Annotated in this window: 18 protein-coding genes, 3 tRNA genes and 1 pseudogene; 10 read left to right on the top strand and 12 right to left on the bottom strand. The window is 60.4% G+C overall.

Translation table 11 applies throughout. The annotated features are described in order from the left end of the window. Positions 1-68: 68 nt before the first annotated feature. Positions 69-857, bottom strand: a complete 789-nt coding sequence (locus LOL23_RS14825) for a crotonase/enoyl-CoA hydratase family protein (RefSeq protein ID WP_160975740.1) — start codon at positions 855-857, stop codon at positions 69-71. Positions 858-1,082: 225 nt separating this feature from the next. Here LOL23_RS14825 and LOL23_RS14820 point away from each other — a divergent pair, with 225 nt between their 5' ends. Both LOL23_RS14820 and LOL23_RS14815 read left to right on the top strand, forming a co-directional pair. Beyond that, positions 1,083-2,237: an acyl-CoA dehydrogenase family protein gene (locus LOL23_RS14820; RefSeq protein ID WP_160975738.1), complete on the top strand. Its 1,155-nt coding sequence runs from the start codon at positions 1,083-1,085 to the stop codon at positions 2,235-2,237. 12 nt (positions 2,238-2,249) lie between these two features. Continuing rightward, positions 2,250-3,323, top strand: a complete 1,074-nt coding sequence (locus LOL23_RS14815) for an acyl-CoA dehydrogenase family protein (RefSeq protein WP_237173803.1) — start codon at positions 2,250-2,252, stop codon at positions 3,321-3,323. Positions 3,324-3,447: 124 nt separating this feature from the next. Here the strand turns inward: LOL23_RS14815 and LOL23_RS14810 are convergent. The 5 genes from LOL23_RS14810 to rnr form a co-directional block, all read right to left on the bottom strand. Beyond that, a tRNA-Val gene (locus tag LOL23_RS14810) sits at positions 3,448-3,523 on the bottom strand. Positions 3,524-3,659: 136 nt separating this feature from the next. Continuing rightward, positions 3,660-3,932 (bottom strand): HU family DNA-binding protein, encoded by a 273-nt coding sequence (locus tag LOL23_RS14805; RefSeq protein WP_160975734.1) that lies wholly within the window; start codon positions 3,930-3,932, stop codon positions 3,660-3,662. A 352-nt stretch (positions 3,933-4,284) separates the two neighbouring features. After that, positions 4,285-5,517, bottom strand: coding sequence for a cystathionine gamma-synthase family protein (locus tag LOL23_RS14800; RefSeq protein ID WP_160975732.1), 1,233 nt, complete (start codon positions 5,515-5,517; stop codon positions 4,285-4,287). A 193-nt stretch (positions 5,518-5,710) separates the two neighbouring features. Next, positions 5,711-6,460: a 23S rRNA (guanosine(2251)-2'-O)-methyltransferase RlmB gene (gene rlmB, locus LOL23_RS14795; RefSeq protein WP_160975730.1), complete on the bottom strand. Its 750-nt coding sequence runs from the start codon at positions 6,458-6,460 to the stop codon at positions 5,711-5,713. An 82-nt stretch (positions 6,461-6,542) separates the two neighbouring features. Continuing rightward, positions 6,543-8,993 carry a ribonuclease R gene (gene rnr, locus LOL23_RS14790; protein ID WP_237173802.1) on the bottom strand — a complete coding sequence of 817 codons (2,451 nt, stop codon included), beginning with the start codon at positions 8,991-8,993 and terminating at the stop codon, positions 6,543-6,545. 101 nt (positions 8,994-9,094) lie between these two features. Here rnr and LOL23_RS14785 point away from each other — a divergent pair. After that, positions 9,095-9,179 (top strand) — tRNA-Leu (locus LOL23_RS14785). 87 nt (positions 9,180-9,266) lie between these two features. Here the strand turns inward: LOL23_RS14785 and LOL23_RS14780 are convergent. After that, positions 9,267-11,795, bottom strand: a complete 2,529-nt coding sequence (locus LOL23_RS14780) for a DUF3772 domain-containing protein (protein ID WP_160975728.1) — start codon at positions 11,793-11,795, stop codon at positions 9,267-9,269. 362 nt (positions 11,796-12,157) lie between these two features. Between LOL23_RS14780 and sstT the strand changes: the two genes are divergently transcribed. Both sstT and purT read left to right on the top strand, forming a co-directional pair. Further along, entirely contained in the window at positions 12,158-13,441 is a 1,284-nt protein-coding gene (gene sstT / locus LOL23_RS14775; RefSeq protein ID WP_202411558.1) for a serine/threonine transporter SstT, read from the top strand. Between the two features lie 213 nt (positions 13,442-13,654). Further along, positions 13,655-14,863 (top strand): formate-dependent phosphoribosylglycinamide formyltransferase, encoded by a 1,209-nt coding sequence (gene purT, locus LOL23_RS14770; RefSeq protein ID WP_160975726.1) that lies wholly within the window; start codon positions 13,655-13,657, stop codon positions 14,861-14,863. Between the two features lie 106 nt (positions 14,864-14,969). Here the strand turns inward: purT and LOL23_RS14765 are convergent, their stop codons facing one another. Further along, positions 14,970-15,398, bottom strand: a complete 429-nt coding sequence (locus LOL23_RS14765) for a GNAT family N-acetyltransferase (protein ID WP_160975724.1) — start codon at positions 15,396-15,398, stop codon at positions 14,970-14,972. A 24-nt stretch (positions 15,399-15,422) separates the two neighbouring features. Next, positions 15,423-15,749: a quaternary ammonium compound efflux SMR transporter SugE gene (gene sugE, locus LOL23_RS14760; protein WP_160975722.1), complete on the bottom strand. Its 327-nt coding sequence runs from the start codon at positions 15,747-15,749 to the stop codon at positions 15,423-15,425. 220 nt (positions 15,750-15,969) lie between these two features. Between sugE and LOL23_RS14755 the strand changes: the two genes are divergently transcribed. From LOL23_RS14755 to LOL23_RS14745, 4 genes and pseudogenes are all read left to right on the top strand, one after another. Then, positions 15,970-16,046, top strand: a tRNA-Met gene (locus LOL23_RS14755). A gap of 128 nt (positions 16,047-16,174) precedes the next feature. Beyond that, positions 16,175-16,813, top strand: coding sequence for a site-specific integrase (locus LOL23_RS14750; protein ID WP_160975720.1), 639 nt, complete (start codon positions 16,175-16,177; stop codon positions 16,811-16,813). A 56-nt stretch (positions 16,814-16,869) separates the two neighbouring features. Then, a pseudogene (locus tag LOL23_RS19095) lies at positions 16,870-17,100 on the top strand (ThiF family adenylyltransferase); the annotation flags it as partial. 130 nt (positions 17,101-17,230) lie between these two features. Beyond that, positions 17,231-17,755 (top strand): Mov34/MPN/PAD-1 family protein, encoded by a 525-nt coding sequence (locus tag LOL23_RS14745; RefSeq protein WP_160975716.1) that lies wholly within the window; start codon positions 17,231-17,233, stop codon positions 17,753-17,755. Between the two features lie 26 nt (positions 17,756-17,781). Here LOL23_RS14745 and LOL23_RS14740 read toward each other — a convergent pair whose 3' ends face one another. Both LOL23_RS14740 and LOL23_RS14735 read right to left on the bottom strand, forming a co-directional pair. Further along, positions 17,782-18,081, bottom strand: a complete 300-nt coding sequence (locus LOL23_RS14740; RefSeq protein ID WP_160975714.1) for a CcdB family protein — start codon at positions 18,079-18,081, stop codon at positions 17,782-17,784. After that, complete coding sequence (locus tag LOL23_RS14735; protein WP_160975712.1) at positions 18,081-18,329, bottom strand: type II toxin-antitoxin system CcdA family antitoxin; 249 nt, start codon at positions 18,327-18,329, stop codon at positions 18,081-18,083. Before LOL23_RS14735 ends, LOL23_RS14740 begins: the two co-directional genes overlap by 1 nt. A 592-nt stretch (positions 18,330-18,921) precedes the next feature. On the opposite strand from LOL23_RS14735, the gene LOL23_RS14730 reads away from it, so the two are divergent. Then, positions 18,922-19,239: a hypothetical protein gene (locus LOL23_RS14730; RefSeq protein WP_237173801.1), complete on the top strand. Its 318-nt coding sequence runs from the start codon at positions 18,922-18,924 to the stop codon at positions 19,237-19,239. 200 nt (positions 19,240-19,439) lie between these two features. On the opposite strand, the gene LOL23_RS14725 is transcribed toward LOL23_RS14730, so the two are convergent. Continuing rightward, positions 19,440-20,249: a sulfite exporter TauE/SafE family protein gene (locus LOL23_RS14725; RefSeq protein WP_160975710.1), complete on the bottom strand. Its 810-nt coding sequence runs from the start codon at positions 20,247-20,249 to the stop codon at positions 19,440-19,442. Positions 20,250-20,334 lie beyond the last annotated feature (85 nt).

Here is a 20,334-nt window from a genome sequence, read left to right as displayed (position 1 = left end):
TCGCGGCGGCCGATGGGGCGTCTGCCCCTGCGGCATTGACGCGCGAACACGCTAAGTGCCTTCGCGTGTCAACGTGAGCGTTTGTTCGCCATGAACGCCGCAACGGCCTCGGCATGCTGCGGCGTTTTGTGTGCGATGGCCTGAAAGGCTGCGGAAAGCTCAAGCAAGGTATCCAGCCGCGTGTGCTGGCCTTCGCGCAGCAAGCGCTTGGACATACGCACGGCCTCGGGCGGATTGGCGGCAATGCGCAGGGCGATGCCGCGCGCCTCTTTCATCAGCGAATCCGCTGCAACTACGCGAGACACCAGGCCCCATTCCAGCGCACACTGCGCGTCGATGGCATCGCCCGTCAGCGTCATCTCGGCGGCCCGCGACATGCCGATGAGGCGCGGCAGAAACCAGGCGCCGCCATCACCGGGGATAATGCCCAGCTTCACGAAGCTCTCCGCAAAACGCGCGGTATCAACGGCGATGCGCACATCACACATGCAGGCCAGATCAAAACCTGCGCCAATCGCGTGGCCGTTGACGGCTGCGATGGTGGGCACCTCCAGATTGTGCAGTGCCAAAGGCAGCCGCTGAATACCTTCGCGATACTCATGGCGCAGCACACCACTATCGTAGCGCGGCTGCAACTGCCTTTCCATTTCATCGATGCTGCCGCCCGATGAGAACACATTGCCCACGCCGGTAATGATCACGACGCGCGCGGTATGCTCGGTCTGGATGCGCTGAAAAGCGGCCAGGAACGCATCTACCATCCCGTTGCCCGTAAGAGCATTCCGTGTGGGCGGATAGTCCATGGTCAGGGTTACGATTCCGTACTCGTCCTGCTCAAAATGCAATAGCTCACTCATTCGAGGGCTCCAGTAGTTCGGGTTGTCGTTGATGCAAGGCTCGCCGCGACACTACGGCACAACCCCGGGCTGCCGTCGATATTCAATTGATATCAATCATCCAAATAATAATATTAGACAGCCCCGGCTCTTGCCCCCATAGTATCGCGTTGCAGACGGCGCTGCCTCTATGGCACTACGTCGCACGGGCCCACAAATACCGCCTTTCAACGCAGACCAGCAATCATGAAGATAGATACGCTAGAACTGACCGCCATACCCGCCGAGGACGAAGCCTTGCGCGCGCCGGTGCGCACCTTCCTGGCGGAAAAACTGTCGGGCATGCCTGCCGACATCCGCGCTCGCTCCTGGCTTGGCTTTGATGCCGATTTCAGCCGGGCACTCGCAAACCAGGGTTGGCTGGGGCTAACCCTTCCACGCGAATACGGCGGCGCGGGCCGCGGGGCTTTTGCCCGGTTCGTTCTGTCTGAAGAGCTGCTGGCCGCCGGTGCTCCAGTGTCTGCGCACTGGATCGCAGACAGGCAGAGCGGCCCTTTGATTCTCAAGTACGGCAGTGAAGACCAGAAGCAGTTCTATCTTCCCCGCATCAGCAAGGCCGAAGCCTTTTTCTGCATCGGCATGAGCGAACCCAACTCGGGCTCCGACCTTGCCAGCATCAAGACGCGCGCCACGCGTACCACCAATGGCTGGCTGCTTAACGGCAGCAAGATCTGGACCACCAACGCTCAGCATTCTCACTACATGATCGCGCTAGTGCGCACGTCCGGTGAAACCAGCGATCGCTATATCGGCCTGTCTCAGATCATTGTCGACCTCAGCCTGCCTGGCGTCACCATACGCCCCATTGAAGACATGGCCGGGGATGCACATTTCTCCGAGGTGTTCTTCGATAATGTGCAGTGTCCGGAAGATGCTCTGGTCGGTGAGGAAGGTAATGGCTGGGCGCAGGTAAACGCCGAACTCGCCTTCGAGCGCAGCGGGCCCGAACGCCTGTACTCCAGCATGGTGCTGGTAGAAAGCTGGCTGCGCCATTGCCGCGCCGCGCAGGTGGACGACCATGCCACGCGGGCAACCCTGGGCAACATCGTGGCATGGCTGGCGGTGCTGCGCTCGCTCTCCATCGCGCTCACAGCAAAGCTTGTGCGCGGGGAAAACCCCGCCATTGAGGCGGCCCTCGTCAAAGATCTGGGCACCGAAATCGAGCAATGCATCCCCCGCTGGATCGGCGACGTACTTGGCTCGCAGCCCGACAAGCCCGCGCCCACCGAATTGCGGCGCACCCTCACGTATCTGGAGCAGTTGGCCCCTACTTTCTCGCTGCGCGGCGGCACACGCGAGATTCTGCGGGGCATCATCGCACGCGGCCTGGGCCTGCGCTAAGGAAGATTGGACATGACAACCTTGACGAGTACCGACAACCTTTTTACCGAAGCCATCGAGCGGCTGTTTGCCTCGGCGTTTTCCCCTGCCACGCTGCACGACGCAACACAACAAGGTGCGGGCGGCGCTCACTGGGCGCAACTGGAAGAATCGGGGTTTCTGGATGTGCTGCTACCCGAAAGCGCGGGCGGCGCGGGTCTGGCACTGGCACAGGCGTTTCCACTTTTCCTGAGCGCCGGTTACCACGCGGTTCCGCTCCCCTATGTCCAAACGGCCCTGGCTCGCGCATGGCTGCATGCCGTCGGCATAACAGCCCCCAAGGGCGCCATCACCATCGCCGGTCTGGGTGCGTGTCAGGACGAGCATGGCGTCCATGCTTACGCCGTACCGTTTGGCCGTGTAGCGGACTGGCTGCTATACGCGGCCGGCAACCGCGCCCTGTTGCTGCCCATTGCTGCGGCCCGCAAAGACAGCGATCTTGGCCATGGCAGCCTGCTGGCCGATCTGCATTGGGGTACTGCGCCCACGGAGGCACTTGCCGCGCACACGGACGCCACGCTCAACATTGAACCCGCCGTACTGTGCGCCGCCAGCCTGGCGCCGCTTATGGCCGGTGCAGCCGCACGCGTATTGGCCCTGACACTCGACTACGCCAACCAGCGCACACAGTTTGGTAAAAGCATCGGCCGCTTCCAGGCTATCCAGAACCAGATCAGCGTCCTGGCGGAACGCACTTGGGCATCGCGCATGGCGGCTCAGATAGCCTGCCAGGACGAAGGCTGGATGCCCCGCCCTCTGATGGCCGCGATCGGCAAGACGCGCTGCAGCGAAGCTGCGGTACTCATTGCCGATATCGCCCATGCAGTACATGGCGCAATCGGCATCACCGAAGAGTACGATCTGCAGTTGTATACGCGCTGCCTGCGCGAATGGCGCAACGCTGGCGGCACGGAAGCCTGGTGGGCGGCCCGGATCGGCGGGCAGTTGCTGCACACCGACGCGGAATCAGCGATCGACTTCATTCAGACATCGCTTGCGGCCATGCCAGCATTTACTAATTTGGGTGGCTCGCAGTGTAGGGCGTAGGCCGGGTGGTTTCAACCGATTTTCGGATGCTTGAGGCGCCTTTTGGCTCCCATTTCGGGTGATTGAGGGCACATAAAAAAGGCACTTAAGCTTCCTTAAGTGCCTGATTTACTTACGAATTAAGTGGTGGGTGCTGAGGGGTTCGAACCCCCGACCTACGCCTTGTAAGGGCGCCGCTCTACCAGCTGAGCTAAGCACCCGACGGATTTTATACCTGCCGGCCACTGCCGCCGCTTAACGCGTCAAGCGTGAGATTCTAGTAGTTTTTGATAAATTTCGCAAGGTGAGCACACCTTGAACCGGGGCGCCCGCCGATGGCCGGCACCCCGCGCCGCTTTAGTTGACGGCGTCTTTCAGGGCCTTGCCCGGGCGGAACTTGGGCACACGGGCCTTTTTGATCTTAATGGTTTCACCGGTACGGGGGTTACGGCCCGAGCGGGCGGCACGCTCGGTGACCGCGAAGGTACCGAAGCCCACCAGAGTTACCGTGCCCTTCTTCTTCAGCGTCGTCTTGACTGCGCCGATGAACGCTTCGAGCGCACGGCCGGCGTCGGCCTTCGACAGATCGGCTTTGGTAGAGATATGTTCGATAAGCTCTGTTTTGTTCATTTAAGGATTACCCCTAGAAGATTATTTAGCCAAGCCTGACCCGCAGGCTTGACCCCTTGATTACAAAATATACTGCTGCGATGCTTGACATCGAAGGACCCACATACCGTGGGTGCAGCCAGGTGCTGTTGCGATGCCAACAACTCACCCTCATTGGCTAACGCGTATTAAGCCTTTGAATATAAGGGCTGTCAAGGGAAAAGCGCCCACAACCCGCATATTTGTTGACTTCACGGGTGTTCTGCAACACATGAAATAAAAAAAGAAAACTTTGGTGCAAAGCCCGGCACAAGGCCAGGCATATGTGCTACTAGCTCAGCTACGAGGAATTGGCATTGCGCTGCGGAACCGCCTATATTTCCAGCGCCTGGCGATAATCCTCGATCAGATCCTCAATATCTTCTATCCCCACCGACATGCGCAGGAACGTATCGGAAATCCCCATCTGGGCGCGACGCTCCGGCCCCATCTCGTAGTAAATAGTCTGGGCCATCGGCAGCACCAGCGTACGGTTATCGCCTAAATGTGTTGCCAATGCCAGCACCCGCAAGCGATTCAGAAAATCGAACACCTCGATGCCGGGCTCCAGTTCAATACCCATCAGGCCGCCATAACGACCGCCGAACAGCTTGCTGGCGCGCGCATGCTGCGCATGGCCGGGAAGCCCCGGATAGTGCACGGCACGAACGCGCGGATGTTCTGCAAGATACTTGGCCAAAGCAAGGGCATTATCACAGATGCGGCTCATGCGCAGCGCCAGCGTTTCGGCCCCTGCGGCAAGTCGATGCGCCACATCGGAAGATAGCGTGCCGCCCATGTCGCGCAGGCCTTTCTTCTTGATGTGCGTGAGACCCCATCCGATGGGATCTCCTTTGCGATAGGGCTCGGCAATATTTGGATAAGCAGACCAGTCATACAGACCAGTGCTGGTAACCGCCCCGCCCAGTGCGTTGCCATGCCCGCCAATATGCTTGGACAACGAATTGACGACAAGGCTGGCGCCCACGTCGCGGGGCCGGAACAACAGCGGCGACGTCAACGTGTTGTCGACCACATACACCAACTGCTTCTCGCGACAGAAAGTGCCAATGCCTTCGAGGTCGGCCACCTGGGTGCCCGGATTGGCAAGTGTTTCGGTGAACACCATACGGGTTTCGGGCCGCCATGCCGCGCGCACGCTGGCGGCGTCGGTTGCATCGACAAACGTTACCTGCACGCCCAGGTCGGCAAGCGTGCCCAGCAGGCTGTTGGTGTTGCCGAAAATATGCTGGCTGCTGATCAGGTGATCACCCGCCTTGAGCAGGGTGAAAAACGTGGCGGCCAGCGCGGCCATGCCGGTCGCGAACGTCACGGTGGCGTGGCCCTGTTCCATTTGCGTAATCTTGACTTCGAGCGCCGCCGTGGTCGGCGTGCCTTGGCGGGCATAGGTATAGCCTGCCTTACCCTGGAAGACCGCCGCCAGCTCGCGCGAGTCTGCGAAAGCATATTCGGTGGAGGGGTGTACCGGCTTGTGTACGGCGCCGTGCGCGACGTCGCCGCGCCTGTCGGAGTGGACGATGTTGGTAGTGAAACCGTTATTGGCCATGATGTGATTGATGCGTTCAAGAAGATATGTGCAGGCGTAACATTCTACGCCTGCCGCTCACAGGGCTGCGGGCGAGTTTGCCCGCCACGATGCCGCCAGCGACAACGCCACGCCGCAGTGCCCTGCCAACCCCAGCCCGATCACGGCAGGCAGCATACAGGGCACGGGGCGCCGCCCGCCGCGCATCAGAAGCTTATTGCGCTTGACGCTGACGCACGGTTTCGTACAAGCACACCGCGCTGGCAACGCTGACATTCAGGCTCTCGACGGAGCCGAGCATGGGGATATGCACCAACTCATCGCAGGTTTCGCGCGTAAGCCGCCGCATGCCTTCGCCTTCGGCCCCCATCACCCACGCCATGGCGCGGCGCGCCTGCACCTGGTGTATACCCGACTCGGCCTGATCGTCTGTACCCACCAGCCACACATCCCGCGCTTTCAGCTCGCGCATGGTACGGGCAAGATTGGTCACCATCAGGTACGGAACGGTTTCCGCGGCCCCGCAGGCCACGCGCTGCACGGTCTGGTTGAGGCCGACTGCGCGGTCGCGCGGTGCAATCACGGCGTGAACGCCGGCGGCATCGGCCGTGCGCAGGCAAGCACCGAGATTGTGCGGGTCAGTCACGCCGTCCAGAATCAGCAGCAGCGCCGGCGTGCCGGTATCCTCAAGGTTGTCGAGCACTTCGCCCACGTCCATGGCGAGGCTGCGCGCCTGGGCCAGCGCTACCACGCCCTGATGGCGCGTGCCGCGCGCCAAGCCGTCCAGGCGCTCCTGGGGCACCGCGCGCGGGCGCAGGCCAGCCGCTTCGGCCTGTTGGATGAGGCCCTGCATGCGTTTGTCGTGGCGCGATGCCTCGATGTAGAGCTCTTTGATGGAGTCGGGCGCGTGGCGCAGGCGGGAAATCACGGCGTGAAAGCCCGCCAGGACCTGAAGGGAAGACATGCGGTTCCTTGTGGGGAATATAGATGCGATGCCGGGAATTGTAATCCCGCCGGGGCGCGCATGGCGCGGCCCCGACTGCGGGCTATCGTCTACCGTGCCCGCCGCCTGGGCCCTTGTGCGGCGCGGACTCACCCTTGGCGCTGCGTTTGGCTTCCGCCCTGCGCTGGCGGGCGGTGCCTTTGAGCGCCGCCGGTTTGGCTGGCGCTGCTCGCTTGATCTTGCGCTGCGGAGGTGGGGCGGATTCCGCGTCAAGCGCTGCTTTGAGCGCCTTGAAACCCGTACCCTTGACCAGCCGGAACTCAATGCGCCGCGCTTCGAGATCGACGCGAGAGACCTGCACCTGCACCGCATCAGTAAGCCGGTAGCGCATGCCTGTGCGTTCGCCTCGCAGTTCATTCATGGCTTCGTTGTACTGGAAGTAATCGGAGCCGAGCTCAGACACGTGCACCATGCCTTCGACAAACAATGTATCCAGGGTAATGAAAATGCCGAAGCTGGCGACCCCCGTCACCCGGCCGCTGAAGACTTCACCCACGCGCTCTTTGACGAACCAGCACTTGAGCCAAGCCTCGACATCGCGCGATGCGTCGTCGGCGCGGCGTTCGCAGGCGGAAAGCAGCAGGCCAAGCTTCTCCCAGACGGCAAGCTCGCGCTCACGCGCCGGCAGCGCGGCCACACCGCTGTCGTCAATATCGGGCACGTAGCGGGTGCCGCGCAGAACGCCTTTGATCACGCGGTGCGTGAGCAGATCGGGATAGCGTCGGATCGGCGATGTGAAGTGCGCATAGTGCTCGTACGACAGGCCGAAGTGCCCCACTTGTTCAGGGCTGTAGATAGCCTGCTGAAAGGAACGCAGACACATGGTCTGGATGATTTCGTAGTCCGGCCGGTTGCTGGCTGCCTTGAGCAGCTCGGCGTAATCCTGCGTGGATGGGTCGTCGCCGCCCCCCAGCGACAGCCCCAGGTTGCGCAGATAATCGCGCAGGGCCTTGAGCTTTTCTGGTGTCGGGCCTTCGTGCACACGGTACAACCCCATGCGGCGATTGCGTTTCATGAATTCGGCTGCACATGTGTTGGCGGCCAGCATGCACTCTTCGATCAGCTTGTGGGCGTCGTTGCGCACATAGGCTTCGATGCGTTCGATTTTGCCCAACGGATTACAGACGATACGGGTTTCGGTGGTTTCGAAATCAATAGCGCCGCGCTTGACGCGCGCATGTGCGAATATCTGGTAGAGCTCGTACAGATGCTGCACATGCGGCATGATTTCACCCAAGGCTTGTGCGGCCGGCCCGGTGGGCTGCTGCAGCGCCGCCCAGATATCGGTATAGGTGGTGCGCGCATGCGAGTGGATGACGGCATCGTAGAACTGGTATGCGGTGATGGCACCCGACTTCGCCCCGCCGTCAGCGATTACCATGTCGCACACCAGGACCAGCCGGTCAACTGCGGGGTTGAGCGAACAGAGCCCGTTGGACAGCGACTCGGGCAACATGGGGATGACGCGGCGCGGGAAATAAACGCTGGTGCCACGATCGAGCGCGTCTTCATCCAGGGCGTCGCCGGGGCGCACATAATGGCTAACGTCGGCAATCGCGACCAACAAACGCCAGCCGCGGCGGCGACGTTTTTCGGTGCCCAACTCGACCGGCGTGCAAAACACGGCATCGTCGAAATCACGCGCATCTTCGCCATCGATCGTGATAAAGGGGATGTCGCGCAGATCGACCCGACCTTTCAAGTCTGCGGCGCTGACTGTTTCGGGCAATGCCGCAGCCTGTTTTTTGGTTCTATCCGAGAACTCGTGCGGCACATCGAACTTGCGTACCGCGATTTCGATCTCCATGCCCGGATCGTCGATTTCGCCCAGCACCTCGACCACACGCCCGACGGGCTGCAGATGGCGCGCAGGCTGGCGTACGATCTGCACAGTAACCACTTGGCCATTTTCAGCGCCGCCCGCATCGGCCGCCGGGATCAGGATATCGTGCTTGATACGCTGGTCTTCGGGCACGACAATATAAGCGCCGCGCTCTTTCAAGAAGCGGCCTACCAGTTTGTCGGTGCGGCGCTCAACCACTTCGACGATGATGGCTTCGGGCTTGCCGCGATATTCGCCATTGGGTTTGGCCAACACGCGGTCACCGTGCAGCACCTTCATCATTTCACGCGGCGCCAGGAACAGGTCTGGCCCGCCGTCATCACGCAGCAAAAAACCGAAGCCGTCGCGGTGCCCCTGGACCTTGCCGGCGATGAAATCCAATTGGGTGTTGAGCAGTACCTGGCCCTTGGGATTGAAGAACACCTGGCCATCGCGCTCCATGGCCTTCAGGCGCCGTTCGTAACCCACGGAGTCGGCCGAAGTACCCAGCGCACGCGCCAATGTCTTGGGCGACATAGGTTTGCCTGAATTACGCAGATGCTGAAGAATGGCTTCCCGTGTGGGGACATCGGGGTCGAAATCAGGCGGCAAGTCTGCTTGATCGATGGCGGTTTCAGGGGTGTCCGGCGCGTTTCTCGATTTCTTGGCCAAGAGAGATTTCCATTCTTTAAAAATTTGGTTTATACTTTGCGCCTCTTAAAGATGTAGCGCAACTCGCGGCACGCAGTATAAAGCGATAGCATACACTTTATGCCCAGGTGGCGGAATTGGTAGACGCGCATGGTTCAGGTCCATGTGCCGCAAGGTGTGGAGGTTCGAGTCCTCTCCTGGGCACCAATACCACGAAATGCCGATTGCAGAAATGCAGTCGGCATTTTGCTATGCGTGCCCAGGAAGCGGCGTGCCTGCGCACGCCGCGCTCCCTTATGGTTGTAATGGTAAGGGCGGGGCGTCGTCGCCGGGCTTCTCCTTGCGCCCCACACCTTGCTCATCCTCACCGTCGCCGTCCGCTCGGCCTGAAACACCCGGTGCGCCCACATCGGCGGGCTGACGCACATAAAGCGCCAGATCGGCCTGCCGCAATCGACGCAGAATCCCGAACAACAGCTGACTGCGAACACCGCTCGCCATGCGGGGCGACCCCACATAGCAGGTTGCCGAGAACATAAGCGCTTCGTGCGTGAAACCATCCAGGTTTACAGATGGTGTAGGCGTTTCAAGCACCTCCTCCTGCTCACGAATGGCATCGAGCATGATGTCCCTCACGGCATCCGCATCGGTGCTGAGCGGCATATTAAACTTGAGCGACACCACGCCCAGCGGATTCGCCAAGGTTACATTACGCACACGCTTGGTAATGAATTCGGAGTTCGGCACGATCATTGTGGAACGGTCGAACATCTCGATCTCGGTAGCGCGCGCGCTGATCTTGCGCACGTTACCCTCCACACCTCCGTCCAGGCTAACCCAGTCGCCCACTTTGATGGGGCGCTCGGCCACTAGAAGCACACCCGACACAAAATTCTGCACCACTGCCTGCAGGCCGAAACCAATACCCACTGATAGCGCACTCACCACCCAGGCCATGCGCTCCAGCCCAATGCCCAACGCCGAAATCGACACCACGACAACCGCAACATAGCCCAGATAGCTGAGCAAATTAGCGGCCGACGTACGCATACTGTCGTCCAGACGCGTAACCGGCAGGAACTGATCCGCCAGCCAGCCCCGCACCACCCTCACGATGTAAAAACCGATGAGCAGTATCCCCAGCGTGAGCAAAATAGAGGTGGGCCGCAACTGTACCTGACCCACCTGAAACCCCGACAACAGAAACCCGAGCCTCCGGTGCAGCCAGTCGGTCGGGTTCTCGCCAAAGGGCAATAACACCAGCGTCACAGCCAGCACCACGACCGCCAAGCGCAGCGTACCCGATACGAGCACCAGCAACTGGCTGCGCGCGCGCGCCTGGTGCCCGCTCAAGAGACGCGCCTCGTGATCGTCGCGCACCCGCGCCGTCAGGCTGTCGAAGATGTCGGCCACCAGCGCAACCAACAGATATGCGGTTGAGCCGATCAGACTCAGCCAAATAATCTCCTGCGCAATCAGGGTGCTGAGGGCAATAAACCCCATTGCAAAAGCCGTAAGGCTTGCGGCGATCACAGCCACCAGGAGCGAGGGCACCATGCGGGCACGCGCACCGGCTGCGGAAATCGGGGAAGATTCGGCGTCTGGCGGTAACGCCGCGGCCGCATCCACAGCCTGCTGCCGCAGGCTGGTGCGCAAAGTCCAAGCAGAGAAGCCGATCAACACATTAAGCAGCAGCGTCATCAGGCCGTTGACTAACAGTGTCGTACTCAAGGTTGCATTGGTGAGCGCCAGCAATTGCTGCGCAACCCAGGCAAACGCAATGGTGGCGGCAAAAACACCCGGCAACCATGAAAGGCGGTCAGCAAGCGCATCCGAAACCAACGGCAGACGCCAACTGGGCCGGCGCGGCGACAATAGCGCCATGCCCAGGCCAGCAACAAAGCCGCCCATGTATATCGCGGTCACACACTGCACCAGGAATAGTTGCACGGCCTCGTCCAGCCCGTCTTCCCACCTCAGGACAGCCAGCGCGATCGAGGCCAGCAGCCCCGGCACCAATGTATATACCGCAATCCGCAAGACAGCAAAAATGGATCGCCGCAAGCGCGTGGGTGCGGTGTGCTGGACAGTAAACCCGCGCAGCCCCCGCCGCATGAACTCGCCCACCACGACCAGCAGCAGTGCCAGCGCACCCGCGAGTGCCCAGACGCGGGTCGGGACCGCCGCCAGCCTTTCGGCGAGTTGATCGCCCACTTCGCCAAGGCGCGTGTAATCATAGGGCAGGTCTCGCTTGACGTCGGCCCAGAACGCTGGCGAAAAAAAGCTTTCGGAACGATTGCCCAGCTCCGCCTGGAAGCGTTGACGCCGCAATTGCGAGATCTGGTCCACCCCCTGCCCCGCTTCTACGCCCAGCAGGCGAGCCAGTTTGATTTGCCCGTCCAGCGATGACTGTTTGCTCGCGAGATCCTTGCGTTGGGCGACAATATCGGGCGGCTCGGGAACATCGGTGGACGGCTCGCCCAACTGCTTGATGCGAGCCTGCACATCAGCAAGCTGAGGCGCAAGCTGGGCAACAATGTCGTCCGCGGCGGACTGCCCCTTTTGCAACGCATCGCGCATGCTGGCAAGCGCCGCGTCGTCGGCGGCGTTCGGATCTTTTTTCAGGCTTTCCTGGATGCGGTTGACAGCCTTTTGCGTGTCCTCCAGGACTTTCTCGACATTCTCGATGGGCTTGGGCTGTGCGCCCTGCCCCATCGCTACCGGCGCCATACCACCGGGCATTGCCACCAGCACGCCCAGCAGCAGGAGCGAAACCACCAGGATCAATGCTCTGAATCGTGAAAACAAAGAACTGCGTGCCATGCGGACAGGCCCTGTAATGAAACATCCTTGTGACCACGGCATGCAGGAGAAGTTTTCCGGCAAGGTCACATCCCGTAACCCGTCAGGATACACAGGCATCGGCGAGAGGCGGAAAAATGACATGACTGCGGTCAATGCTAGAATACCGGGTTTGGCCCGGTCACGCATCTGCATGCCAGCTGCCCGCCTCGCGCCGCCATCCGGCCGCCATTGCCGGCCGGTTTCATGGCGGCTCCGGCTCGCCGGCGTTCACGCCGGCCACACCGTCCCCGCTTGCGAGTCTTTGGTGCGGCCCGCGCGTGCAACGGGTCACACTTCGTATCCATTTCCGCATGCGCACTACTTTGTGCCAGGAGTTCCCCATGCGCCACGCAAGTCGGCAAAACCCCGTTATGCACTTCATCAAACACGGCAGCCTGGTCCTGCAGATCACCATTGGCTTGGTCGCCGGCATTCTGGTCGGCGTCCTGTCGCCAGACCTCGCCGCGCGTTCGGCCCTTCTCGGCACGCTGTTCATCGGCGCACTCAAGGCGGTCGCGCCGGTGCTGGTGCTGGCACTCGTCACCGCCTCCATCGCCAACCACCGCCATGGCCAGCAGACGCGCATGGGTTCAGTGATCCTGCTGTACCTGATCGGTACGTTGGCCGCCGCACTGGTTGCAGTGATTGCAAGCTTCAGCTTCCCGCTCACCATCACACTAAAACAGACCTCGGCGGCGCTGAGCCCACCCGGCAACATCGCCGAAGTGCTCGGCGGCCTGCTGAACAGCATTATTGCCAACCCCGTTACAGCCATCGCCAACGCTAACTACATGGGCATCCTGGCATGGGCGATCGGGCTGGGCATTGGTCTGCGCCACGCACATGGCACAACCAAGAACGTCATCGGCGATATCTCCAACGCCTTATCCTTCATCGTCAAGGTCATCATCCGTCTCGCCCCGTTGGGCATCTTCGGCCTGGTGGCCGCCACGGTCGCCGATACAGGCTTTGGCGCTCTGGCCGGCTACGCGAAGCTGCTGGCCGTGCTGCTGGGCAGCATGCTGTTCGTCGCCCTGGTCGTCAACCCGCTGATCGTGTTCTTCAAGATCCGCCACAACCCATACCCGCTGGTCTTTACCTGCCTGCGCGAAAGTGGCATCACCGCATTCTTCACGCGCAGCTCGGCCGCCAACATCCCCGTCAATCTGGCGCTGTGCAAAAAGCTGGGGCTGCCTGAAGACACATACTCGGTTTCCATCCCCCTGGGGGCAACCATCAATATGGCAGGTGCCGCCGTCACCATCACCGTGCTCACGCTCGCGGCCGTCAACTCGCTGGGCATCCAGGTCGACATACCCACCGCGCTGCTGCTCAGCCTTGTGGCCACCCTGTGTGCCTGCGGGGCTTCTGGTGTTGCAGGCGGCTCACTGCTGCTGATCCCGCTGGCGTGCAGCCTGTTCGGTATTCCCAACGACCTAGCCATGCAGGTAGTAGGCGTGGGCTTCATCATTGGTGTGCTGCAGGACTCCACCGAAACCGCGCTCAACTCCTCTACTGACGTGCTCTTCACGGCGGCAGCCAGCTACCAAGACGCGGCCGCGTCAGCCGGCGCTATCGAGGCCCACTCAGAGCCAGCAGCGGAACTCTCCGGCACAGGCGCGTAAACATCATCTTGGCGTCGGATACCGCTTGGGCCACGGCGCCAAGCCCCCACTGCCTCAATCGGGCATAAGCAGTGCTTCGCCGCAGCCCACCCCGGGCGCCGGGCTCGTACACGAGCGGGCGCCCACAGCATTTGGCTGGGGCGGCATGGCAACCTCACGCATCGCGTGCCCCCCACCGTACAATGCGGGTTTTCAGGCTCTCTGGATACGTCCATGACCACCCTCGGAACCCCGCTCTCCCCGGCCGCCAAACGCGTCATGCTGCTCGGCGCCGGCGAACTCGGCAAAGAAGTCATCATCGCCCTGCAGCGCCTGGGCGTCGAAACGATCGCTGTCGACCGCTACGCCAACTCTCCCGGCCAGCAGGTCGCCCATCACGCGCGCACCATCGATATGACGGACCCACGCCAGCTCCAGGCGCTGATCGAGGCCGAACGGCCGGATATCGTGGTACCGGAAATCGAAGCGATTGCCACACCGGTGCTTGAGACGCTGGAAGCTGCGGGCGTCACCCGCGTCATTCCCACCGCGCGGGCAGCACGCCTGACCATGGACCGCGAAGGCATCCGGCGCCTGGCGGCCGAAACCTTGGGCCTGCCCACCAGCCCTTATAAGTTCTGCGATTCGCTGCAGGCGCTGCAAGCCGCCATCGACAACGGCATCGCTTACCCCTGCATCGTCAAGCCTGTCATGAGCAGCTCCGGAAAAGGCCAAAGCAAGGTGGACGGCCCCGGCGACGTACAGGCCGCGTGGAACTACGCCATGGCGGGCGGCCGCGTTAGCCATGGCCGCATCATCGTCGAAGGTTTTGTCGATTTCGATTACGAGATCACCCTGCTTACCGTCCGCGCACAGGGCGCAACCGGCGAGGTGGAAACCCGCTTCTGCGAGCCTATCGGGCACTTGCAAGTGGCGGGCGATTACGTCGAAAGCTGGCAGCCGCACCCCATGCACCCCGAGGCGCTGCGCAAAGCTCGTGATATCGCCCGCACCCTCACCGCCAACCTAGGTGGCTTGGGTGTCTTCGGCGTCGAGCTATTCGTCAAGGGCGATCAAGTATGGTTCAGCGAAGTGAGCCCGCGCCCGCACGATACCGGCCTGGTCACCATGGCCAGCCAGTGGCAGAGCGAATTCGAGCTGCACGCGCGGGCGATCCTTGGGCTGCCGGTAAGCACCGACATGCGCAGCCCCGCGGCCAGCGCAGTCATCTATGGTGAAGTCAACGCGCAGTCAGTGGTCATCGAAGGCGTGCAACAGGCGCTCAGCGTGCCGGGCACAGATCTGCGGCTGTTCGGCAAGCCCGAAAGCACACCGAAGCGGCGCATGGGTGTCGCACTGGCCTACGGCAGCGATACCGATATCGCCCGCGACCGAGCCCGCCGAGCCGCCCAGGCTGTGAAAATCAAGGGGGCACGGGCCTGAGGTGGAAGCGCCGCCCGCGTAACGCCAGGCAGCCACCAAAGAGGGCCCGAAGAAGGCCGCAGCCTGGCGCCAAGCCAGAGAGCACCGCGTCCAGGCTACCGCCCCCTTACGCGGTCAGCGCATGGCGCATTGTCACGTGTTCGATACCAGCATCCATATAAGTGGTGCCTTCCGCGACGAACCCCTTGCGGGCATAGAAGGCGCGCGCATGCGTTTGCGCGGACAGCACCACTTCCATATGACGGCGGCGCCGCGCCTCATCCATCAGCGCATCCAGCAGGCGCGAGCCCACGCCCGCCCCCCGGTATTCGGCTAGCACCGCCACGCGGCCGATGTGCCCGTCAGGCAGCAGACGGCCGGTGCCCACCGCCTCTCCCTGCGCGTTATAGGCCACCGCATGCGCGCACGCGGCGTCTTGATCATCCATTTCGAGTTCGGGTGGCACATGCTGCTCTTGCACAAACACTTTGTACCGGATATCGGTGGCATCACGCTGGCATTTTGCCCAATCGCCCACAACAATGTTGATGTTCATGTCCACAAAGAATCTCCTTCAAACTCAAGCGCTAAGCTTCAGACCCACAATGCCGGCCACGATCAAGGCGACACTCGCCAGGCGCATTGGGCCGGCCGGCTCGCCCAGGGCAGCAATGCCCACAGCCACCGTACCAACCGCGCCGATACCTACCCAGACCGCGTATGCGGTGCCCAAGGGTAGCTGCTTCATACCCAACCCGAGCAGCCCGAGGCTGACGAGCATGGACGCAGCCGTTGCCAACGACGGCCAAAGCCGCGTAAACCCCTCCGAGTATTTCAGGCCAACGGCCCAGCCGACTTCGAACAGACCGGCCAGCACAAGAACAGCCCAGGACCATGATGCAGACATCAGTTTCTCCACAGGGGCCGTCCCCAATTACGGGCGCCGGCTACTCGCACGAAAGCGTAATGGCCGGTGGCAAGGTCGTCCCTGCATTGAAATCAGCGCAATTGTACTCACTGCGTGCAGCCCTCGATGCAACATAGCGCAACCAGACGCTGGTTACGAGTGACAAACACCCACTTGCACAGCATTAAAACGCTATGCTATAGTTGCGGTCTTCCGTTATGGCGCATTAGCTCAGCCGGTTAGAGCGACGGAATCATAATCCGCAGGTCCCCTGTTCGAATCAGGGATGCGCCACCAAGAATACAAGCTGCCCCGAAACCGCAAGGTTCGGGGCGGTTTTTTTTTGTTTCTTGAATACGTAAGTATTTGATTTTCAATGGTGTTTTTTCATCTAAAGTGGTTTCCATTTTAGGTTTAACGACAAGTTGCTAGACGAAGTAGCTGGTACAGAAGGCTGGTACATACACCGCCCAACAACCCGCGACATTGAACGTATAGCGTTCACCACAGGCGCACGACTGGAAGAAATTGGTCAGCTCTTCGTGAACGACATTTCCCTACGCAGTGACCAGCTCTGGATACGCATCACAGAACTGGACGAAACGCAATTCGTGAAAAATGATACATCGTGGCGCTCAGTGCCCGTGCACCCGGAACTGCTCAAAATCGGCTTTAAGGCTTTCGTCGAAAGCCGACGCGAACAAGGGCATGAACGGCTGTTCCCGCAACTGCGCCTGAACAAATACCAGCAATACACCGCCATCTTTTCAACGTGGTTCAATGAATACTTGGACGAGCACGTCATCGACGACTCTCGCTACACCTTCCATTCATTCCGGCACAACATGAAGGATTTCGGCATTGAAAGCGGTGTTTCAGAATCGATTCTCGATGCTCTTATGGGGCATTCCCTTGAGGGGATGACCGACCGTTACGGAAAGAAAAGCGGTGGTCGTCGCACGTTCAGCAACCAGGCCCTGATTGAAGCTGTAGACATGATTAGGTTCGAAGGCGTGGATTTGAGCCATCTGTATGTTTCTAACCACTCAGAGCCGAAGGCTTAGACGCCTCTTGGGGCCTCACGCGAGACCACGCGCCGAAACCATTCGAGAAAAGGCAGCAGAAAAAGGTGCTCATCATCGGCTGTGGATCCCTGGGAAGCCCCATTGTGGAATTGCTTGCCCGCGCTGGTGTCGGTAACCTGGACATTGTCGACAGCGAACGCTTTGATAGCCCCAATGTCACCCCTACGGCGCTGCGGATGCCTGGCAAGGCGCGGCATTCGCTACAGAACGGGTCCTCGCCGTGCTTGATGGCCAATGCACCGAGGCAACTGTGTGGAGCTGGGTAAGGACAAAAGCTTTCTACGACGCCCTTCCTGTCTCAGGCCAGGTCCCTCTGCGCGCCATCGTGCCCCTGGACGGCTCCCGCTACGATTCTGTCATGCGAACCAGAGACTACCGTTCAGTCATGGGCGCACCATGAGCGAGGCCCTCCAATACCAAGTTGCCCGGGCACGCTGGAAGCTGGAAATTCCTGGGCACGTTGCCCTGTTTCTCTCTCAGCACACCCAATGTGCCTGGAACGCAAAGGAATCTGTACGTCAGCTGTACTCGCGAGACCTTACCACCGACACCATCGTCATCGACGAAGCCACGCTGTTGAAGCCAGCATGGTCCCGACGGGCACGAGTTCAGTTTGTTCCCAGTACAGCAATGGCTGAGCGCAAGAGGATGTTCTCCAAGGGATTGCACTGCATCGGGCTATGGCATTCACACCCGGAGCCGGTGCCATCCCCATCGCAGGAGGATGTAGAACTCGCCGCAGACTATGCCATTGCGGCCAAAAAGCAGTTAAGCGGCATCATATTCACAATTATCGGCACGGCTCCGTTTCCATCCGGACTAGCCATATGGGTGCATGATGGTGCATCACTACATGAGGTAAATGCGCTGAAACCCACTGACCGGCACTTCGAGCAAAGACACTGCGTGAGCGATATCTAACACGCATGGCCTCCCGCTCTGACAAGTCAGAATCCATGAAACAAAAAGTCAATGGCACCCACAATATCGTCGTGCAACTGTCGGAGACTGCATACGGGGTTCTGTAGCTCCCTGTCCGGAACTGCAGCGATGTATTGCGTCACCATCGCGTAGGGTTCACCACCTATGTCAAAAACAGGGTTAAGTGTCTTTGCTGGTTTGGGCGCCTCGCCAAGTGGTAGCAGTGGCACAACAGCTCTCGTATTTAGCGACTGCAGGATGTCTGCCTGGACATCAAGAAGATACCCATGGCCTGACGGGTTCGCGTAAACGTCGTAGCGGCTCATCAGAACATCCGATACTTTGCCAGTGGAAGGCCGTGTTTTTCAACAAAAGCGTTGGAGCTCTCAATGGCTTCCTTGTTCTCGGCAAGCCAGCGCTCGCTGCGCGTGCGTGCGATGGCCTGGGCAACACCAGCTTCAGCGGCCTGCGAGATATTGATTTGCAAGGCCTTCGCCTCGGAAAGAAGGTCCTCTGGCAGTGACACATTCGTGGCACGCCTTGCCGCGCTGCGGGGACGGTTGCCGGTCAGCATGACAATCTCCTTATTCAGTAGTGCGACTATGCGCACCTTCCTCAACAAATTATATGCGCATACAAACTGAACAAGCAGGTGTTTTTGCCCAAGAATTTCGTAATCGATTTCGCTTGGAAGCTGGTACACCCCGCTGATACACTAGCGCCAAGCAGCTTGTAAGACGTTGAGAATTATATATATTCTACGTAACACTGGGCAAAATCCCAGCATCAGGGATGCGCCACCAAAGAATTCACTAGGCTGCCTCGCATCGAAAGATGTGGGGCAGTTTTGTTTTTGCGGCGTGTAATGCTTGTCGTGGTCACCGCCTGACCTATACGCACTCTAGGCACGGCAAGCTGACTGTCAACAATCGCGAACTGACGGACGGCGCCCTGCTTGATGATAGGCCCGGACAGAAACCGGATAACAGCCGCAAGGGCCAGCATGCCTGGTGAACGGCCTGGCCGCCAGCGAGCCCACAACGTATCCAGGTGCTACACGCACGGCGCCTATACAAGGCGGGGTTACATTCCGAGATATGCGTATCCGACTCGCGGGCCTTGAGCGGCTTACACTGCAGGCGTTCTTATCTCGAAAGGCGTCTTCCGTGAAGGTATTGCTGCATACTCTGTTGCTCGCATCGGCGCTTGCCGCGTTGCCCCAAGTCGCGCTCGCAGACTGGGACGATTATGACGATGATCACGATTACTACGAGGATTACGGCCGCCACCGGGAATTCAAAGAGGAATACTGGGTCGGCAACTGCAAGATAAAACGCGAATACAAGCGCGATGGCGAGTACAAGGAAAAGCGCAAGTGCAAGCCGCCGCGTCACCGCCACTATTATGAAGAGCACGTTTACTACGAAGATGCGCCTTCTATTGTGATCGAACCGGTGATCCGTATTGGGGGCTTTGCGTTCTAAACCGCACCCCACACGCTGCGGGTAGCAGAATGCACTGGTGGCCGACACGGCCATCAGTGCATTTTCGTATCCCGCAGGCAGCAGGATCTATGCCTCAGGGGCTAAACGTACACTGCCGCAGGTGCCCGCCCGGCTAAGCCTGGAGGCATTTCTACCTCCTGGCTAAATGCTGACCAAGAGGTGCCGACCAAGAGTGCGCCCTAAGCGGCAAGCCCCTTCCACAGCATATACGCCGCCAGTAGATACAACATGCTGGCGAACACGCGTTTGAGCGTAGCCACCGGCAGGCTGTGTGCTGCCTTGGCGCCCAAGGGTGCGGTAAGCACGCTGCCCGTGGCAATGAGTGCCAACGCCGGCAGCCAGATATAGCCGAATGAGCCCGGCGGCAGTCCCTGAACCGACAAACCAGATACCACGTAACCTGCCACGTTGCTGAGCGCGATGGGAAAGCCCAGCCCCGCGCTGGTGGCGACGGCGGTATGGATGGCCACGTTGCACCATGCCATGAACGGCACACTGATGAATCCCCCACCAGCACCCACCAAGCCCGAGATCAGCCCGATAACGCCGCCGGCCAGCAATTGGCCACCCGTGCCCGGCATTTCGCGGCTGGGGGATGGCTTTTTGTTCAGGAACATCTGCGTGGCTGAGAAGGCAACAAATACCGCGAAGAAGATCGCCAGATAGCTCCCCTTCAGCAGCGAGAACACCCCGATGCTGCCGATCAGGCTTCCGACGACGATGCCTGGAGCGAGCTTGGCGACAATGTCCCATCGCACGGCGCCGCGTTTGTGATGCGCACGCACGCTGGAAATGGAAGTGAACACAATCACCGCCATCGACGTGGCAATAGCCATTTTCACCGCCAGCCCGTCCGCCACCCCAGTGCGGGAAAGCAAAAAAGTAAGAATAGGTACCATGACCATGCCGCCGCCTATGCCCAGCAGGCCCGCGATAAAGCCCGAGCCCAGGCCGATGATCAGTAACTCAATAGCTAGCGTGAGTGTCATGTGAGGGTAAAACGCGGAGAGTTGGTACCAATGGCGCAGCGCACCCGGCGCCCCACCCTGTGAAAACAAGCGAGCAGCGAGCGCG

The sequence above is a fragment of the Paracandidimonas lactea genome (assembly GCF_021653995.1).
Classification (GTDB): domain Bacteria; phylum Pseudomonadota; class Gammaproteobacteria; order Burkholderiales; family Burkholderiaceae_B; genus Allopusillimonas; species Allopusillimonas lactea.
Note: the sequence above shows the minus strand (reverse complement) of the source record. Positions and strands in the feature narration are given on the sequence as shown.

What these genes read in the sequence shown, in the direction of transcription:
- LOL23_RS14825 (WP_160975740.1), bottom strand. Translation starts at nt 857, where the DNA reads ATGAGTGAGCTATTGCATTTTGAGCAGGACGAGTACGGAATCGTAACC.
- LOL23_RS14820 (WP_160975738.1), top strand. Translation starts at nt 1,083, where the DNA reads ATGAAGATAGATACGCTAGAACTGACCGCCATACCCGCCGAGGACGAA.
- LOL23_RS14815 (WP_237173803.1), top strand. Translation starts at nt 2,250, where the DNA reads ATGACAACCTTGACGAGTACCGACAACCTTTTTACCGAAGCCATCGAG.
- LOL23_RS14805 (WP_160975734.1), bottom strand. Translation starts at nt 3,932, where the DNA reads ATGAACAAAACAGAGCTTATCGAACATATCTCTACCAAAGCCGATCTG.
- LOL23_RS14800 (WP_160975732.1), bottom strand. Translation starts at nt 5,517, where the DNA reads ATGGCCAATAACGGTTTCACTACCAACATCGTCCACTCCGACAGGCGC.
- rlmB (WP_160975730.1), bottom strand. Translation starts at nt 6,460, where the DNA reads ATGTCTTCCCTTCAGGTCCTGGCGGGCTTTCACGCCGTGATTTCCCGC.
- LOL23_RS14780 (WP_160975728.1), bottom strand. Translation starts at nt 11,795, where the DNA reads ATGGCACGCAGTTCTTTGTTTTCACGATTCAGAGCATTGATCCTGGTG.
- sstT (WP_202411558.1), top strand. Translation starts at nt 12,158, where the DNA reads ATGCGCCACGCAAGTCGGCAAAACCCCGTTATGCACTTCATCAAACAC.
- purT (WP_160975726.1), top strand. Translation starts at nt 13,655, where the DNA reads ATGACCACCCTCGGAACCCCGCTCTCCCCGGCCGCCAAACGCGTCATG.
- LOL23_RS14765 (WP_160975724.1), bottom strand. Translation starts at nt 15,398, where the DNA reads ATGAACATCAACATTGTTGTGGGCGATTGGGCAAAATGCCAGCGTGAT.
- sugE (WP_160975722.1), bottom strand. Translation starts at nt 15,749, where the DNA reads ATGTCTGCATCATGGTCCTGGGCTGTTCTTGTGCTGGCCGGTCTGTTC.
- LOL23_RS14745 (WP_160975716.1), top strand. Translation starts at nt 17,231, where the DNA reads ATGAGCGAGGCCCTCCAATACCAAGTTGCCCGGGCACGCTGGAAGCTG.
- LOL23_RS14740 (WP_160975714.1), bottom strand. Translation starts at nt 18,081, where the DNA reads ATGAGCCGCTACGACGTTTACGCGAACCCGTCAGGCCATGGGTATCTT.
- LOL23_RS14735 (WP_160975712.1), bottom strand. Translation starts at nt 18,329, where the DNA reads ATGCTGACCGGCAACCGTCCCCGCAGCGCGGCAAGGCGTGCCACGAAT.
- LOL23_RS14725 (WP_160975710.1), bottom strand. Translation starts at nt 20,249, where the DNA reads ATGACACTCACGCTAGCTATTGAGTTACTGATCATCGGCCTGGGCTCG.